16 protein-coding genes are annotated in these 15,061 nt (G+C 69.8%); 11 read left to right on the forward strand and 5 right to left on the reverse strand.

Annotated features, from left to right (window positions below; all coding sequences use genetic code 11):
• The first annotated feature begins 93 nt into the window (after window positions 1-93).
• From ACXIZN_RS08120 to ACXIZN_RS08150, 7 genes are all read left to right on the forward strand, one after another.
• A complete protein-coding gene (locus tag ACXIZN_RS08120) occupies window positions 94-237 on the forward strand; it encodes a hypothetical protein (RefSeq protein ID WP_457953334.1) in 144 nt (47 codons plus the stop codon).
• A gap of 265 nt (window positions 238-502) precedes the next feature.
• Window positions 503-709 carry a heavy-metal-associated domain-containing protein gene (locus tag ACXIZN_RS08125; protein WP_192741762.1) on the forward strand — a complete coding sequence of 69 codons (207 nt, stop codon included), beginning with the start codon at window positions 503-505 and terminating at the stop codon, window positions 707-709.
• 45 nt (window positions 710-754) lie between these two features.
• A complete protein-coding gene (locus ACXIZN_RS08130) occupies window positions 755-1,663 on the forward strand; it encodes a hypothetical protein (protein WP_457953335.1) in 909 nt (302 codons plus the stop codon).
• Window positions 1,663-3,906, forward strand: coding sequence for a heavy metal translocating P-type ATPase (locus ACXIZN_RS08135; protein WP_457953336.1), 2,244 nt, complete (start codon window positions 1,663-1,665; stop codon window positions 3,904-3,906). The genes ACXIZN_RS08130 and ACXIZN_RS08135 overlap by 1 nt, the downstream gene beginning before the upstream one ends.
• A 72-nt stretch (window positions 3,907-3,978) precedes the next feature.
• Entirely contained in the window at window positions 3,979-4,812 is an 834-nt protein-coding gene (locus ACXIZN_RS08140; RefSeq protein ID WP_457953337.1) for a class I SAM-dependent methyltransferase, read from the forward strand.
• Entirely contained in the window at window positions 4,812-5,423 is a 612-nt protein-coding gene (locus tag ACXIZN_RS08145; RefSeq protein ID WP_457953338.1) for a TetR/AcrR family transcriptional regulator, read from the forward strand. Before ACXIZN_RS08140 ends, ACXIZN_RS08145 begins: the two co-directional genes overlap by 1 nt.
• Before the next feature lie 92 nt (window positions 5,424-5,515).
• Window positions 5,516-5,977 (forward strand): ATP-binding protein, encoded by a 462-nt coding sequence (locus ACXIZN_RS08150; protein ID WP_034316847.1) that lies wholly within the window; start codon window positions 5,516-5,518, stop codon window positions 5,975-5,977.
• Between the two features lie 6 nt (window positions 5,978-5,983).
• On the opposite strand, the gene ACXIZN_RS08155 is transcribed toward ACXIZN_RS08150, so the two are convergent.
• Both ACXIZN_RS08155 and ACXIZN_RS08160 read right to left on the reverse strand, forming a co-directional pair.
• Window positions 5,984-7,339 carry an MFS transporter gene (locus ACXIZN_RS08155; protein WP_457953339.1) on the reverse strand — a complete coding sequence of 452 codons (1,356 nt, stop codon included), beginning with the start codon at window positions 7,337-7,339 and terminating at the stop codon, window positions 5,984-5,986.
• Between the two features lie 84 nt (window positions 7,340-7,423).
• A complete protein-coding gene (locus ACXIZN_RS08160; protein ID WP_457953340.1) occupies window positions 7,424-8,032 on the reverse strand; it encodes a TetR/AcrR family transcriptional regulator in 609 nt (202 codons plus the stop codon).
• A gap of 88 nt (window positions 8,033-8,120) precedes the next feature.
• On the opposite strand from ACXIZN_RS08160, the gene ACXIZN_RS08165 reads away from it, so the two are divergent.
• Window positions 8,121-9,170, forward strand: a complete 1,050-nt coding sequence (locus ACXIZN_RS08165; RefSeq protein WP_457953341.1) for an NAD(P)-dependent alcohol dehydrogenase — start codon at window positions 8,121-8,123, stop codon at window positions 9,168-9,170.
• 304 nt (window positions 9,171-9,474) lie between these two features.
• Here the strand turns inward: ACXIZN_RS08165 and ACXIZN_RS08170 are convergent, their stop codons facing one another.
• Window positions 9,475-10,344, reverse strand: coding sequence for a CPBP family intramembrane glutamic endopeptidase (locus tag ACXIZN_RS08170; protein WP_457953342.1), 870 nt, complete (start codon window positions 10,342-10,344; stop codon window positions 9,475-9,477).
• Window positions 10,345-10,396: 52 nt separating this feature from the next.
• Entirely contained in the window at window positions 10,397-10,966 is a 570-nt protein-coding gene (locus ACXIZN_RS08175) for a TetR/AcrR family transcriptional regulator (RefSeq protein ID WP_457953343.1), read from the reverse strand.
• Window positions 10,967-11,040: 74 nt separating this feature from the next.
• Here ACXIZN_RS08175 and ACXIZN_RS08180 point away from each other — a divergent pair, with 74 nt between their 5' ends.
• Window positions 11,041-12,780 (forward strand): ABC transporter ATP-binding protein, encoded by a 1,740-nt coding sequence (locus ACXIZN_RS08180; protein WP_457953344.1) that lies wholly within the window; start codon window positions 11,041-11,043, stop codon window positions 12,778-12,780.
• Window positions 12,781-12,784: 4 nt separating this feature from the next.
• Here ACXIZN_RS08180 and ACXIZN_RS08185 read toward each other — a convergent pair whose 3' ends face one another.
• Entirely contained in the window at window positions 12,785-13,540 is a 756-nt protein-coding gene (locus ACXIZN_RS08185) for a zf-HC2 domain-containing protein (protein WP_457953345.1), read from the reverse strand.
• A gap of 88 nt (window positions 13,541-13,628) precedes the next feature.
• On the opposite strand from ACXIZN_RS08185, the gene ACXIZN_RS08190 reads away from it, so the two are divergent.
• Both ACXIZN_RS08190 and ACXIZN_RS08195 read left to right on the forward strand, forming a co-directional pair.
• The gene (locus tag ACXIZN_RS08190) at window positions 13,629-14,312 is read left to right on the forward strand and encodes a TetR/AcrR family transcriptional regulator (protein WP_457953347.1); all 684 of its coding nucleotides are present in this window, start codon (window positions 13,629-13,631) and stop codon (window positions 14,310-14,312) included.
• A 55-nt stretch (window positions 14,313-14,367) separates the two neighbouring features.
• Window positions 14,368-15,048, forward strand: coding sequence for a GNAT family N-acetyltransferase (locus ACXIZN_RS08195; protein ID WP_457953349.1), 681 nt, complete (start codon window positions 14,368-14,370; stop codon window positions 15,046-15,048).
• Window positions 15,049-15,061: the final 13 nt, after the last annotated feature.

A 15,061-nucleotide genomic window follows, 5' to 3' on the forward strand; every position in this document is an offset into this window, starting at 1 on the left:
GCGGCCGCGGACCGGTGCCGGAACCGTAAAGCGGAGCCATGAAATCCCGATGAAACGAGACCCTGCGCGCGGGCGCCGGGTGCGCTGGTCGCGTTGCGCTCGCTGCTGACGGGGTCCGACGACCTGACGTCTGGGGCCGTGCAGCTGGCGGTGTGGCTGGGAATCGGGACGCTGGCGATGCTCCTGGTGACGGCCCGGCGGCGTTCCTTGCCGGGCCGGGAGCTTCGGCTGGGGTAGCCCGGCCGCGGTGCGTCCCTGACCGCCCGGCAAGCATGTCGCGAAAGCCACTTTCGGGACATCTGGCGTCCCGAAAGTGGCTTTCGCGACACCCTCCGGTCCAGGAATGCCGGCCCGTGCGGCTTTACCCCCACCCCGTATGTGACGCACGTCGCTGCCCCATACCCCCTCCAGGTACCGTCAGGTGCTTGCGGTACCCCCCTGGGGTATGTACGTTAACTCCATGAGCGGCGCACGAGCCGCCTGGATCACGAGGAGAGTCACGATGAGCGAGACGACCTACACCGTCACCGGGATGACCTGCGGCCACTGCGCGACCTCGGTCACCGAAGAGGTCTCCAAGATCGACGGCGTCACCGACGTCCGGGTCGATCTGCCGACCGGCGCCGTGACCGTCACCGGTTCCCGTGAACCCGCGGTGGCCGACGTTCGCGCCGCCGTCGAAGAAGCCGGATATCACCTGACCGCCTGAGCGGCTCCACGACCGCGGGTGGCACCCGCACTAAGGACTCCCACGATGAACACAGCAGCGAAGCTTTCCGCCTACGGTGCGGTACTCGCCCTGGTCGCCGGTGGCGGCTGGGTGACGGGCACGGCTGTCGGTCCGTTCGCCGGCGCGGCCGGCGTGCCCGGTGGCGAGGACGCCGGGCACTCGGACACTCACGGCGGCACCGTCGCGGAAGCGGCGCACGGCAAGCAGGAGCACGAGCCCGCCGGGCTCGCGTCGTCGAAGGGCGGCTACACCCTCACGCCCACCACCACGACGCTCACCCCCGGGAGGACCGCTCCTTTCACCTTCCGGATCCTCGGCGCCGACGGCGCGCCGGTGACCGCCTACGACGTCGAACACGAGAAGCGGATGCACCTCATCGTCGTCCGCCGCGACACCGCGGGTTTCCAGCACATCCACCCCGAACTCGGGGCGGACGGAACCTGGTCCGTGCCACTGGCCGTCGGGGACGCTGGGGTTTACCGCGTCTTCGCCGACTTCAAGCCCAGTGGCGGCGAGGCGATCACCCTGGGGGCGGACCTCTTCGCTGGCGGGGACTTCCGCCCGGCCGAGTACCGCAGCGCGCACGTCGCCGAGGTCGACGGCTACCAGGTCCACCTCGACGGCGATCTCAAGCCGGGAACGTCGTCGAAGGTGACCCTCACCGTCACCAAGAACGGCCGTGAAGTCACCGATCTCCAGCCGTACCTGGGTGCTTACGGGCACTTGGTCGCGCTGCGCGGCGGCGACCTCGCGTACCTGCACGTCCACCCGGACGGCGAACCCGGTGACGGCCGGACCCCGGCGGGTCCCGCGGTCACGTTCTTCGCCGAGGTCCCGACGGCGGGCACCTACCGGCTGTTCCTGGACTTCCAGCACGAGGGCAAGGTCCGCACCGCCGAATTCACCGTCACGACAGGGGAAGGGAGCCACTGATGAGCACGGACACCACCTCGGTGGCCAAGTCGGAGGTCGAACTCGCGATCACCGGGATGACCTGCGCCTCGTGCGCCATGCGCATCGAGCGGAAGCTGAACAAGCTCGACGGTGTCACGGCCACGGTCAACTACGCGACGGAGAAGGCGACGGTCAGCTACCCGGACGGCATCGAGCCGCGGCAGCTGGTCGAACAGGTCGAGGCGGCCGGGTACTCGGCCGCTTTGCCCGCGGTGGAAAAGGAAGAACCTGCCGAGGAGGCCGATCCGATCGCCCCGCTCCGGCAACGGCTCATCGGATCCGCCGTGCTGTCGGTGCCGGTGATCGTGCTGGCGATGGTGCCCGCGTTCCAGTTCACCTACTGGCAGTGGATCTCGCTGACGCTGGCCGCGCCGGTGCTGGTGTGGGCGGCCTGGCCGTTCCACAAGGCGGCGTGGGCGAATCTGCGCCACGGCGCGGCCACGATGGACACCCTGATCTCGATGGGCACGCTCGCCGCGTTCCTGTGGTCGTTGTACGCCTTGCTGTTCGGCACCGCCGGAACGCCGGGGATGACGCACCCCTTCGAGCTCACCGTCCAGCGGATGGCGGGCGACGGCAACATCTATCTCGAGGTCGCCGCCGGCGTCACGACGTTCATCCTCGCCGGGCGCTATTTCGAGGCGCGGTCCAAGCGGCGGGCCGGTGCCGCGTTGCGGGCCCTGCTCGAACTCGGCGCGAAGGATGTCGCGGTGCTCCGCGACGGCAAGGAAGTGCGTGTCCCGATCGGCGAACTCGCGGTGGGCGAGGAATTCGTGGTCCGGCCGGGGGAGAAGATCGCGACCGACGGCGTGATCACCGAAGGCGCGTCGGCGGTCGACGCGAGCATGCTGACCGGTGAGAGCGTTCCGGTGGAGGTGGCTCCCGGCGACACGGTGGCGGGCGCGACGGTCAACGCGGGCGGCAGGCTCGTCGTCCGGGCGACCCGGGTCGGCGCCGACACGCAGCTGGCGCAGATGGCGAAACTCGTCGAGGCGGCGCAGACCGGGAAGGCGCAGGTTCAGCGGCTGGCGGACCGGGTTTCGGCGGTCTTCGTGCCGATCGTGATCGCGCTCGCCGTCGGCACGCTGATGTTCTGGCTCGGTACCGGCGGTTCGGTGGCGGCGGCGTTCACCGCGGCGGTCGCCGTGCTGATCATCGCCTGCCCGTGCGCGCTGGGCCTGGCGACCCCGACCGCGCTGCTCGTGGGCACCGGGCGGGGCGCGCAGCTCGGAATCCTGATCAAGGGCCCGGAAGTGCTGGAATCGACCCGCGCGGTCGACACGGTCGTCCTCGACAAGACGGGCACCGTGACCACCGGGCAGATGTCGCTGGTGGCGGTCCATGTCGCCGACGGTGTCGACGAGGAGAAGACGCTGCGGCTGGCCGGGGCGCTGGAGAACGCGTCGGAACACCCGATCGCGCAGGCCATCGCCCGCGCGGCACGGGAACGCACCGGGGAACTCCCGGCCGTCGAGGAGTTCGCCAGTGTCGAAGGCCTTGGCGTGCAAGGAATCGTCGAGGGATCGGCGGTCCTGGTCGGCCGGAGCGCGTTGCTGGAGCAGTGGAGTCACCACCTGACGCCCAAGCTGGTGGAAGCCAAGGCGGCGGAAGAGGAACTCGGCCGCACGGCGGTCGTGGTCGGCTGGGACGGCGAGGCCAGGGCGGTCCTGGTCGTCGCGGACACCGTGAAGCCGTCGTCCGCCGAGGCGATCTCCCGGCTGCGTGAACTGGGGCTCACCCCGGTGCTGCTGACCGGTGACAACGAGGCCGTGGCCAAGGCGGTGGCCGCCGAGGTCGGGATCGACACGGTGATCGCCGAGGTGCTGCCGAAGGACAAGGTCGACGTGGTCAAGCGGCTCCAGGGCGAGGGCAAGGTCGTGGCGATGGTGGGCGACGGCGTCAACGACGCGGCCGCGCTGGCTCAGGCCGACCTCGGCCTGGCGATGGGCACCGGTACCGACGTCGCCATCGAGGCCGGTGACCTGACCCTGGTCCGCGGCGACCTGCGGGCCGCGGTGGACGCGATCCGGCTTTCCCGGCGGACGCTGCGCACCATCAAGGGCAATCTGTTCTGGGCCTTCGCCTACAACGTCGGCGCGCTGCCACTGGCCGCGGCGGGCCTGCTCAACCCGATGATCGCCGGCGCCGCGATGGCCTTCAGCTCGGTCTTCGTGGTGTTCAACAGCCTGCGCCTGCGCGGGTTCCGGAGTATCACCGCTTGACGAGAGGCCCGGACCTCCTCCAGTATGAACAAGCGTTCATGAACGCACGTTCATAACGGAGGAGGTTCTGGTATGTCCGGCATCGTCAACACCGCGCAGGCGGAAGCGTGGAACGGCTACGAGGGACGGCATTGGGCCGAGCACGACGAGCGCTACGACGCGGTGAACAGCGGGTTCAACGAATTCCTGTTCGAGGCCGCCGGAATCGGCGAGCGGGACCGGGTGCTCGACATCGGCTGCGGCAACGGGCAGGTCACCCGGCTCGCCGCCGTCCGTGCTCCGCTCGGGGGAGCGACCGGGATCGACCTGTCCGCGCCGATGCTCGCGACCGCCCGGGCGCGCGCGGAGGCCGAAGGTGTCGCGAACGTGGTGTTCGAGCAGGGCGACGTCCAGGTCTTCCCGTTCGGAGACGGGGTTTTCGACGTCGCGCTCAGCCGGTTCGCGGTGACGTTCTTCGCCGACCCGGTCGCCGCTTTCGCCAACGTGCACCGCGCGATGCGACCCGGCGGGAAAATCACCTTCCTGTGCATGACGGCGCTCGCCGGAACCGACCTCGGTGCCGTTTTCGGTGCGCTGGCACCGTTTCTGCCGACCCCGACCGGTGAGGACGGTACGGGGCCGACGGCGTTCGCCGACCCGGCGCGGGTCCGCTCGGTGCTGACCGGCGCCGGATTCCTCGACGTCGCCTGCGACCGGGTCGAAGCGGACCAGGTCTGGGGGAGCGATGTTCCCGACGCGGCCGGGTTCATCGCGGACTGGGGGCCCGTGAAGTACCACCTCGGCCAGGTGAGCGCCGAAGCGGCGGAGAGGGCGCGAGAAGCGCTTTCGGTCGCACTGCGGCCATTCGAGGGCCCCGGCGGTGTCCGGCTGCGCGGCGCCGCCTGGCTGGTCAGGGCGAAATCCTGATGTCACCGAGAAAAGCGGCGGCCCTGCGGCACACGGAAGACGGCCGGAGCCTGCGCGAGCATTTGATCGATACCGCCGCGGACCTGATTTCCGCGCACGGCACCGCGGAACTCACGGTGCGGGCGATCGCGCGCGCGGCGGGAGTCGCCGATGGCGTGCTGTACAACCATTTCGCCGACAAGGAGGAGTTGCTGGCCGATGCCCTGGCGGAGCACGTACGGAGAGCGGAAGCCGGGCTCGGCGAGCTTCCCGAGCCCGGTTCGGCTACGGTCGAGGCCAATCTCCGCGCCCAGCTGGCGTACGGGTTGGCTCTGCACAAGGAGATCCTGCCCGCGTTCGCCGGGCTGCTCGCCCGTCCCGTCGTGCTCGCGCGGTTCGGCGAACGGGCGGGCGTCGGCGAGACCTGGCGCGATCGTCTCGCCGGATACCTGCGGGCGGAAAAGGAACTCGGCAGGCTGGACGGCGATGTCGACGCGGCGGCGGCCATGCTGGTCGGCGTCTGCCATGAGACGGTGCTCTCCGGTCTGCTTCCGCACGGCCCGGCGGTGACCACTTCGCCGGAGGTGGAAGCCGTGGTCAGGACGGTGCTGGAGGGTATCGCGGCCCGATGAACTCCGGCACGGGTTGATCGGCGGGCGTTCTGGGTAACCCGGATGTGCGACTTCAGCAGGGAGGTCGCGCGCGCGACGGGAAGGGTGGCTCCATGATCAGTATCGCGGAGCATCCGGTGCCGGGAACCTGGGTGCTTGACCTGCGAGCCACGACGCCTCGGGCGTTGCCGGACATGCGTGCCTGGGTGGTCAGATGCCTTCCCGATCTCGGCGAGAAGCACCTCGACGACGTCCTGCTCGCCGCGACGGAACTCGTCGCCAACGCATACGTGCACGGGGGTGGCGCACGCCACATCCAGTTGTGGCGTGGCGTGACACCCTGCGCGGTGCGTATCGAAGTAGCGGACGTCAGTGTGGAGCAACCCAGGGCGCGGTGTTCGCAGATCGAGGACCCTCGCGGACGGGGGCTGCTCGTGGTCGACGGGGTGGCGGTGCAGTGGGGCGTCCGGCGCGAGTCGGTGCGGGGCGGGAAGATCGTCTGGGCGCACATCCGGTGCGGCGGCGGCTGTCCGGAAGCGCTCCCGCGCGTGCGCACGAGGCGCTCCCGGAACTGACCGGACTCAGACCGCGCGGCGCGCGGTGAACAGGCCGAGCGCGGAGACGGCCGCGAAACCGAACAACAGCCACCTCGCCGACGTCACCAGCGAAGTGCCGCCGAAGTTGACCAGCAACCCGGCGACGGCAGCGCCGAACGCGGTCGACATCGTCAGGATCGTCGCGATCGCGGCCGCCGCCTGCCCGCCCTCGCCGTCCGAGGCGCAGGTCATCGCCGCGACGGACAGATGAGGCATCGCGATGCCGATTCCGGTGCCACCGAGGAAGAGCACCGGCAGCCAGGCGAGTACGACGGGCAGCGACGGCTGCTCGGTCTGCAACAGCCCCAGCAGCGCCAACCCGGCCGCGAGGCAGGCGGGCCCGGCCAGTACCAGCCGTCGTGCCTTACGTGCCGAAGCGCTGACGAGCTGGCTCACCGACCAGCCCAAGGACAGCGCGGCGGCGAAGAATCCCGCCGCCGCGGGCGGGAGCCCGCCCAGCCGCTGGCCGAACAGCGGCAAGAACGTCTCCACCGCGACGCCGGACGCCAGGACCATGATGGTCAGGTAGATCCACCGCGGCCGTGAACCCCGCCGGTAGACCGAAGCGGGCAGAACACTCGCCGCCGCACGGCTTTCCGTCACCAGGAACGCGCCGACGAGCACGAGACCCAGTGCGATGAAGGCCGCCGTCGCGAGGACGCCGGACAGGATCCCGGCCACGCTCACCGCGCCGGCGGCTCCGACGATCAGGGCCAGCGAAACGACCGGGACCGGCGGCGACTGGGCCGGGCGTTCGGCGGCGGGAAGCGCGCGTGGCACGAAGAACGCCAGCACACCCGCGGCCACCGCGAGGACCGCGAACGCCGCGCGCCACGAACCGAACTGTGCCGAGAAACCGCCGAGCGCGGGACCCGCGAAGTTCCCCACTCCGAACATCGCGGAGATCAGGGCGCTGCCCCGGCTCCACAGCCGAGGCGGCAACGCCGAATGGGTCAGGGCGAAGCCGAGCCCGGTCAGCAGGCCGGCGCCGAGCCCCTGTGTCCCGCGCCCGATCAAGAGGATCGGCATCGACGGGCTCGCCGCGCACAGGACCGAGCCGGTGGCGAAGACACCGAAACCGATCAGATAGGAAGCCTTGCCGCCGAAACGGGAAAGAGCCCGGCCCACCAGCATCGTCGCGACGACCTGGGCGACCAGGAACGCCGTCATGGTCCAGGCGTACAGCGGCCGTCCGCCGATGTCCTGGACGGCGGTCGGCAGGAGGCTCGCCGCCACGTAGATGGTGATCGCGCCGACGAGCACGCCGCCCGCCAGTACCGTCGCCGTGCTCGTATGGCGGCCCAATTCCCGCCACGATCCGACTTCTTGCCCGATGCTCACGCGGTTCTCCTCGTTGCCGAAAGGATTGCGCTTCGCATCCTGTCGGCGCGGGGAGTCCCGGTAATCGGACAAATCAGACGTGAATCACGTCACATTCTTCGTGCGTCCTTCGATGGCGGCGCGGGCGGCCTCGACCGACTTCCGGACGACGACTTCCGTGGAGTAGCCCTGTTTCTTGAAGACGCCGTCGAGGTAGAACGTGCCGTAACCGTGGGCCTGGGTGAACAGCTGCTCCATCAGTTCGAGCCCGTCCTGCGGCCGGTCCGCGACGGTCAGGCAGAGCATGACGAACTGGTCGGTCAGGCGGCGGGTCTGCTCGTGCAGTGCGGCGTGCTCGGGGCCCTGCAAGCCGTCCGAGTAGATGATGTTCATCCCGGCGCGGCGTTCGATGAGGTACTCCGTGTACGCGCCGGCGGCCGCGGCGAGCGCGGCGACGGGTTCGCTCTCGGTCTCGATGGCTTTCTGCACCCTGTCGGCCAGTTGGCAGGCGACGGTGGCCGCGAGCGCGGCGAGCAGGCTCTCCTTGTCCGGGAAGTGCCGATAGGGCGCGCCCGGGCTGACTTTCGCGCGCCTGGCGACCTCGGCGACCGAGAACGCGCCGAGCCCCTGTTCGGCGATCAGGTCCAGCGAGACCCGCACGAGTTCGGCGCGAAGGTCGCCGTGATGGTACTTGCCGCCCATGTCGTGGATCACACCGTCCCGGTCGCGGAATATGTAAGAGCCCTCTTACGCTAGTTGTAAGTGACCTCTTACATGGTCTCACTGTTTCTCGGAGGGTTTCATGACGACGACCACGCACGCCATCGCCGCGCCGTCCCCGGGCGCCGCTCTGTCGCCGACGACGATCGAGCGTCGCGACCTGCGTCCGGACGACGTGCTGATCGACATCGCGTACGCGGGGATCTGCCACAGCGACATCCACCAGGTGAAGGAGGACTGGGGCAGCGCGATCTTCCCGATGGTGCCCGGTCACGAGATCGCCGGCGTCGTCGCCGCGGTCGGCTCCGAGGTGACGAAGTACCAGGTCGGCGACCGCGTCGGGGTCGGTTGCATGGTCGATTCCTGTGGTGAGTGCGAATACTGTCTCGCGGGCACGGAGCAGTTCTGCGTCAAGGGCAACATCCAGACCTACAACGGTGTCGGCTTCGACGGCGAGAACACCTACGGCGGCTACAGCCGCCAGATCGTCGTGAAGGACTCCTTCGTCTGCCGCATCCCCGAAGGCATCGGCCTCGACGTCGCCGCCCCGCTGCTGTGCGCGGGCATCACCACCTACTCGCCGCTGAACCGCTGGGGCGCCGGGCCGGGCAAGAAGGTCGCCGTCGTCGGCCTCGGCGGGCTCGGCCACATGGCGGTCAAGATCGCGGTCGCCATGGGCGCCGAGGTCACCGTGCTCAGCCAGAGCCTGAAGAAGCAGGAGGACGGCCTGAAGCTGGGTGCGAAGGACTACTTCGCGACCGGTGACGCGTCGACGTTCAAGCAGCTGCGAGGCCGCTTCGACCTGATCCTCAACACCGTTTCCGCGACGCTGCCCGTCGACTCCTACCTCGGCATGCTGCGCGTCGGCGGGGCGATGGTGAACGTCGGCGCGCCCGGCGAACCGTTGTCGTACAACGCCTTCTCGCTGCTCGGCGGGAACAGGGTGCTCGCCGGTTCGATGATCGGCGGGATCGCCGAGACGCAGGAGATGCTCGACTTCTGCGCCGAGCACGGGATCGGCGCGGAGATCGAGACGATCTCGGCCGACCAGGTGAACGTGGCCTACGACCGGGTCGAGAACAGCGACGTCCGGTACCGGTTCGTCATCGACGCGGCGACCATCGGCGCGTGACCGCCTGGCCCCGTCGTGAGTGGTAAGGACGGTTCTAACCGTCTTTGCCGCTCACGAGACCCGGCCGGCCGGAGGGTCGCGAAAGCCACTTTCGCGACGTCTGGTGTCCCGAAAGTGGCTTTCGCGACACNGGACATGACTCTGGTGCGGAGCAGCCGCCGCACCAAGCCCTCGTGAGTGGTCAGGACAGTTGGAATCGTCCTAGCCACTCACGAGGCCTGGTGAGCATGTCGCGAAAGCCACTTTCGCGACGTCTGGTGTCCCGAAAGTGGCTTTCGCGACACCGCCTCCCCGACCCCAGCGCTCACATCAGCAGCAGGGGCACGGTGTTCATCGCGGTGTGCGCGGCGATCGGCGCCCACAGGTTGCGGTAGCGCGACCACAGGTAGCCGGTGAACAGGCCGAAGAACCCTTGGAACGCCACGATCGCGCCCAGGGTGAGCGGGAGCGACCCCTGTCCGTGCGTCGGCAGGTGCAGCCAGGCGAACAGCAACGCCGCCAGCAGGATTCCCGGCCACCGCCCGAAAAGTGCCTCCAGCCGGGTCTGCAGCATGCCGCGGAAGAAGACCTCTTCGAGGACGTTCGCGGTGAAGAACGTCAGGGTGGCGCCGACCGCCAGGTATACCGGGTCGGGGTAATCCTCCGAGGTGGGGAGTGGTGGCGCGAGCGGGCCGAGGACGTAGAGCCAGCCGAACACGAGTACCGCCGGGATCGGCGCGAGCCATCGCCAGGTCTCCCGCGGCCACCACGTGAGCCGGAACGGGTCGGGTTCCCCTCGCGTGCGCAGGAGAATCAACGGCAGTACCAGGAACACGAGCGGCTTGGCGAGCGCCCAGATGTCGCGGACCAGCGTCTGGTGTCCCGCCGCCGAAACCAGGAACAACGCCAGCGGCCACAGGAAGGCGATGAGCGCCAGGGCCGTCGCCTGCTTCCGGAGCCTGCGCCGGTCGGGCACGCCGGGGAGCAGGTTCGGCGCGTGGAGCGGGATCCCGTGGACGAGCAGAATCCCGGCCAGCGCCGGAATCAGGGCTCCGGCAAGGGAAAGCGCCTTGTCCGAATCCGCGGACGGCTTGATCGTGTCGTGCCCGGTCGCCAGCAGCAGCGCGGGTGCGGCCACGAACACCGCGAGCCCGCCGAAGAGGATTCCCCAGGCGGGTACCGGTTTTTCTGTCATCGGGACAGGATCTTCGAAGACGCGCGAGTCCGCGTCATCACTTCGGAGGACTTCAGCCGACCGCGATGACCTTTTCCAGGCTGCGCAGGCACAACGTGAGTGCCTCGTGCTTCGGTGTCTTGTCGCGCACCAGTTCCCACGCCGTGTAGAGCATGCTCCAGAGCAGCTGCAGCAACCACTCCTTCGTCATCGCCGGATCGATCGAGCCCTCGGCGTGCCCGCGTTCGATGAGCCGGAGCAGGCGGCGGTCGTCGTCGCTCTCTTCCGCCCATTCGGGCCGGGTCACCAGATCCGGCATGGTGAACAGCAGCTGGAAGATGTCGGCGTGCTCGAAGTACTCCTGGCACAACCGCGCCAGCACGGCGGGGACCGGGCCGTCGTCGAGCCTGGCCCGTTCGGTGCTCTGGGAGATCTTGTCCAGCGCGTCGTGACTGATGGCGTCGATCAGATCCGAACGCTCCGCGAAGTACCGGTGCACCGTGGTGCGCCCGACGTTCGCCGCCGCCGCGATGTCGGCCAGCGAGGCGCCCGGTTGCTTGGTCAACGTCTCGATGGCCGCGTCCAGGATCGCGCGCCGGGTCCTCGCCCGGACACCCGTCTCGGTGACCACACCCTCACTCATGGCCGGTACCGTACCTCGCTTCCGATATGGAACTCGTTTGACGATTTTAGAACACTCGTGTTCCATTGAGAACCATGAACACTCCACGATTGAAGGTGCTGTGGTCGTTCGCGCGACCGCACAAGGGGGCACTCGCGGTCGGCTTGCTGCTCGCCCTGCTCGGTTCGGCGGCCGGGCTCGCCACACCCATGGTCACGAAGTGGGTGCTCGACTCGCTCGGTTCGTCGGCGTCGCTGGCGGGTCCCGTGCTGGCGCTGGCGGGCCTGATGGTGGTCGGCGCGGTGATCTGGCTCGGGCAGTGGATCCTGCTCGGCACCGTCGGCGAGCGGGTGGTGCTGAAGGCGCGGGAATCGATGGTGCGGCGGTTCTTCCGCGCGACGATCCCGGCGATCACCAAACGGCCGACGGGGGAGCTGGTCACCCGCGTCACCTCGGACACGGTGCTGCTGCGCGAGGCGGCGTCCTCCAGCGTGATCGGCCTGATCAACGGCGTGGTGATGCTCATCGGCACCCTGGTGCTGATGAGCGTGCTCGACCCGGTGCTGCTGGGGACGACGGTGGCGGCCGTGGTCGTGGTCATCGCGCTTTTCACGTGGCTGATGCCGGCCATCGCGAAGGAACAGGAGAAGGCGCAGGACCGCGTAGGCCGTCTCGGCGGTGTCCTCGAAGGCGCGCTGCGGGCGATCCGCACGGTGAAGGCCAGCCGCGCCGAAGCCCGGCAGTCCGAGCGGATCCTGGTCGACGCGGAAGCCGCCGCCACCCACGGTGTCCGGGCGGTGCGGCGCGAGGCCGTCGCCTGGGTGGTGGCCTGGACGGGCATCCAGGCCGCGACCCTGGTGATCCTCGGGCTCGGCGCCTGGCGGGTCGACGCGGGACTGCTCGAGGTGTCGAGCCTCATCGCGTTCCTGCTGTACGCGTTCGCGCTGATGGAGCCGATCACCGAACTGAGCCAGAACATGACCGCGCTGCAGGCGGGGATCGCCGCGGCAGGCCGGATCCGGGAGATGGACGCGCTCGAGGTGGAAGAGGACCAGGTGTCCGCCCGGACGGAGCCGTCAGGGAGACAGGACGGCCCCGTGCTGGAACTGCGCGGGGTGACCGCGGGCTACGGCGGCGATCCGGCACTGCGGGACGTCTCGCTGAAGATCCCGCGACGCGGGCACACCGCGATCGTCGGGCCGTCCGGCGCGGGCAAGACCACGATGCTGTCGCTGATCATGCGGTTCGTACGGCCGGAGTCGGGCGCGCTGCTGCTGGACGGACGCGAGTACGCGGACCTGCCGTACGCGGACGTGCGGAGCCGGCTGGCCTACGTCGAGCAGGAGACGCCGATCGTGCCGGGGACGATCCGGGAGAACCTGCTCTTCACCCATCCGGACGCGACCGAGGAAGAGGTGCGGCGGGCTCTGGGCGAAGTCCGGCTGAGCGACAAGATCGCCGCGCTCGACGACGGACTGGACACGCCGCTTTCGTCGACGTCGGTGTCCGGCGGGGAACGGCAGCGGATCGCGCTGGCCAGGGCGATCCTGCGCACGCCGGACGTGGTACTGCTCGACGAGGCGACCGCACAGGTCGACGGCCGGACCGAGAGCGCGATCCACGACTGCATCCGGCGGCTGGCCCGCGAGGGCGCCGTGGTCACCGTGGCGCACCGGCTGTCCACGGTCATCGACGCGGACACCATCGTGGTGATGGAGGAAGGCCGCGTCCGCGCGAGCGGCAGCCACGAGCATCTGCTCGCCACCGACACGCTGTACCGGGAACTGGTGGAGGCGCTGCGGATCGCGGGGGAGGGCGCCCCGGTGCCCGGTTGATCTCCTAGGCCGAGACGGCGCGGACACCCGGCGGCATCTCGCGGTTGACCTCGTCGAGCCGGGTGGCGACGGTGCGGCAGGGCTCGCAGTCCGCCAGATGCGCGGTGATCTGGTCCGCCCGGCGGCCCGGCACGCCGCCGCGGAGCCACGCGCCCATCCGGCGCCGCGCTTCCTGGCAGCACGGCGTTCCCGTTTCGGGGACCTGCGCCTGCAGGAACGCCTGGCGGAGTCCTTCGCGGGCTCGAAGGGCCAGAACGGAGGCGCCGTTGGGGGAGACTCCCAACAGCGGGGCGACGACCTTCGGCGAGTCACCTTCGGCTTCGGTCCGCCAAAGCACCGTCCGCCAGCGGCCGGGGAGCGCGCAATAGGCGGTCCACGCCAGCCGGGCGTTCGAGCGGAGGATGAGGAGTTCGTCGGCGCCCATCGTCCCGGCGGGCTCTTCGACCGCCGGGGTCGTTCCGTACAACTCGACCCGTTTGTGGTGGTGGCTCCATTTGGCCGCGAGATTCCGGATGGTGACCGCGAGATACGGGCGGAGGTTCTCCCGCGGGCCGCCGCCGTCACGGATGACGCTCAGGACCCGCACGAAGGCCTCGGCGACGAGGTCGTCCCGTTCGGCGGGCTCGGCGACCCACCCCGCGGCGATCCGGCGGAGCGGCTCGGCGTGCCGCCGGAAAAGCGCCTCGCCGGCGGCGATGTCACCGGCGCGGAAGGCGTCGAGCAGCGTGGCGTCCGCCGTGGTGTCGACGTCTTTCCTCATCGCGGTCTCCCGGACGGGCCGATCTGCATACCCAAAGTAACGGGTACGGCAGTGTACCCGTTAACCGGCCGCCGATAAACTCTGGGGGATGACGCCTGAAGCCGACGTGCCTCGGCCGGACGGCCGCGCGGCGCGCTGGGCGGGACAGCGTGAGCGCCGCCGCCGGGAGTTCGTCGACGCGGCGCTGCGCGCGATCGCCGCGCACGGTCCGGAGGTCTCCACCGAACAGATCGCCGACGAGGCGGGGGTGGCGAGAACGCGGGTGTACAAGCATTTCGACGACGCCGCCGAGCTGCAGCGCGCGATCGCCGACCGCGCCGTCCGCCTCATCACCGCCGAGCTTGCCCCGCTGTGGGACCCGAGCGGGACGCCGATGCAGCTGATCACCATGGCGGTCGGCGCCCATACCGGCTGGCTCGCCGAACACGGGAACCTCTACCGCTACCTCGCCCGGCACTCCCAGGCCGGACGACGCGGCGGCGATGCCATCACCGACGTCAGGACGGCGATCGCCCGGCAGCTGTCCATCCTGTTCAAGCACTACCTCGACACCTTCGACCTGGACGGCCGGATCGCCGAGCCGCTCGCCTTCGGGCTGGTCGGCCTCGTCGACACGAGCGCCGCGCGCTGGCTGGAGAACCCTTGCGGCATCGAGCTCCCGGAGCTCGCGGACCTGCTGGTGCGATGGATCTGGCGGGTCATCGACGACACGCTCCGCGAACGCGGGATCGAACTGGATCCGCATTCGCCGCTGCTGGTGCCGGGCGGCTGAGCGCTCAGGATGTGGGAGCGGGAATGAAAGCCCGCACGCCGGTGTCGGAGCGGTCATGGTCACCTCTTTCGACGACCCGGCCTGGGCTTCGCTGACCGGGCCGCACGCCCACTTCGCGGAACGTTTCGGGCAGGTGCTGCGCTATCAGGTCGACGTCGCGCCCTTCTTCGCCCTGCCGCCCGAGCCGGACCACGGTGTGTGGGCCGACGTCGCCGCGCTGGCGGGTCCCGGCCAGACGGCCACCGTCCACAACACCCTGCCGGTCCCGGCGGAGTGGGAAGTCCTCGGCAGGATCGCCGGGGTCCGGCTGGTCGATGTCGCGCTCGAAGCCGCCGAAGAGCCCGAAGCCGTCGTGCTGGGGCCGGACGACGTCCCGGAGATGCTGGCTCTCGTCGAACGGACCAAACCCGGCCCGTTCCGGAAACGGACCATCGAATTGGGGACCTATCTGGGCATCCGGCGCGACGGCGAACTGGTCGCGATGGCGGGGGAACGGATGCACCCACCCGGCTGGACCGAGATCAGCGCCGTCTGCACCGACCCGGCGTATCGCGGCCAAGGGCTGGCGACGCGGCTCATCCGCGCGGTGGCGGCGGGGATCCGGGCCCGCGGCGAACGCCCGATGATGCACGCGGCCGCGACGAACACCTCGGCCATCCGCCTGTACCGGTCGATCGGTTTCGAGGTGGTGCCGCGGCCGGACTTCGTGTCGGTCCGCGTTCCGGCCCCCTTGTGAAGTTGCTCTAACG

The organism is Amycolatopsis sp. TRM77291, from assembly GCF_054166285.1.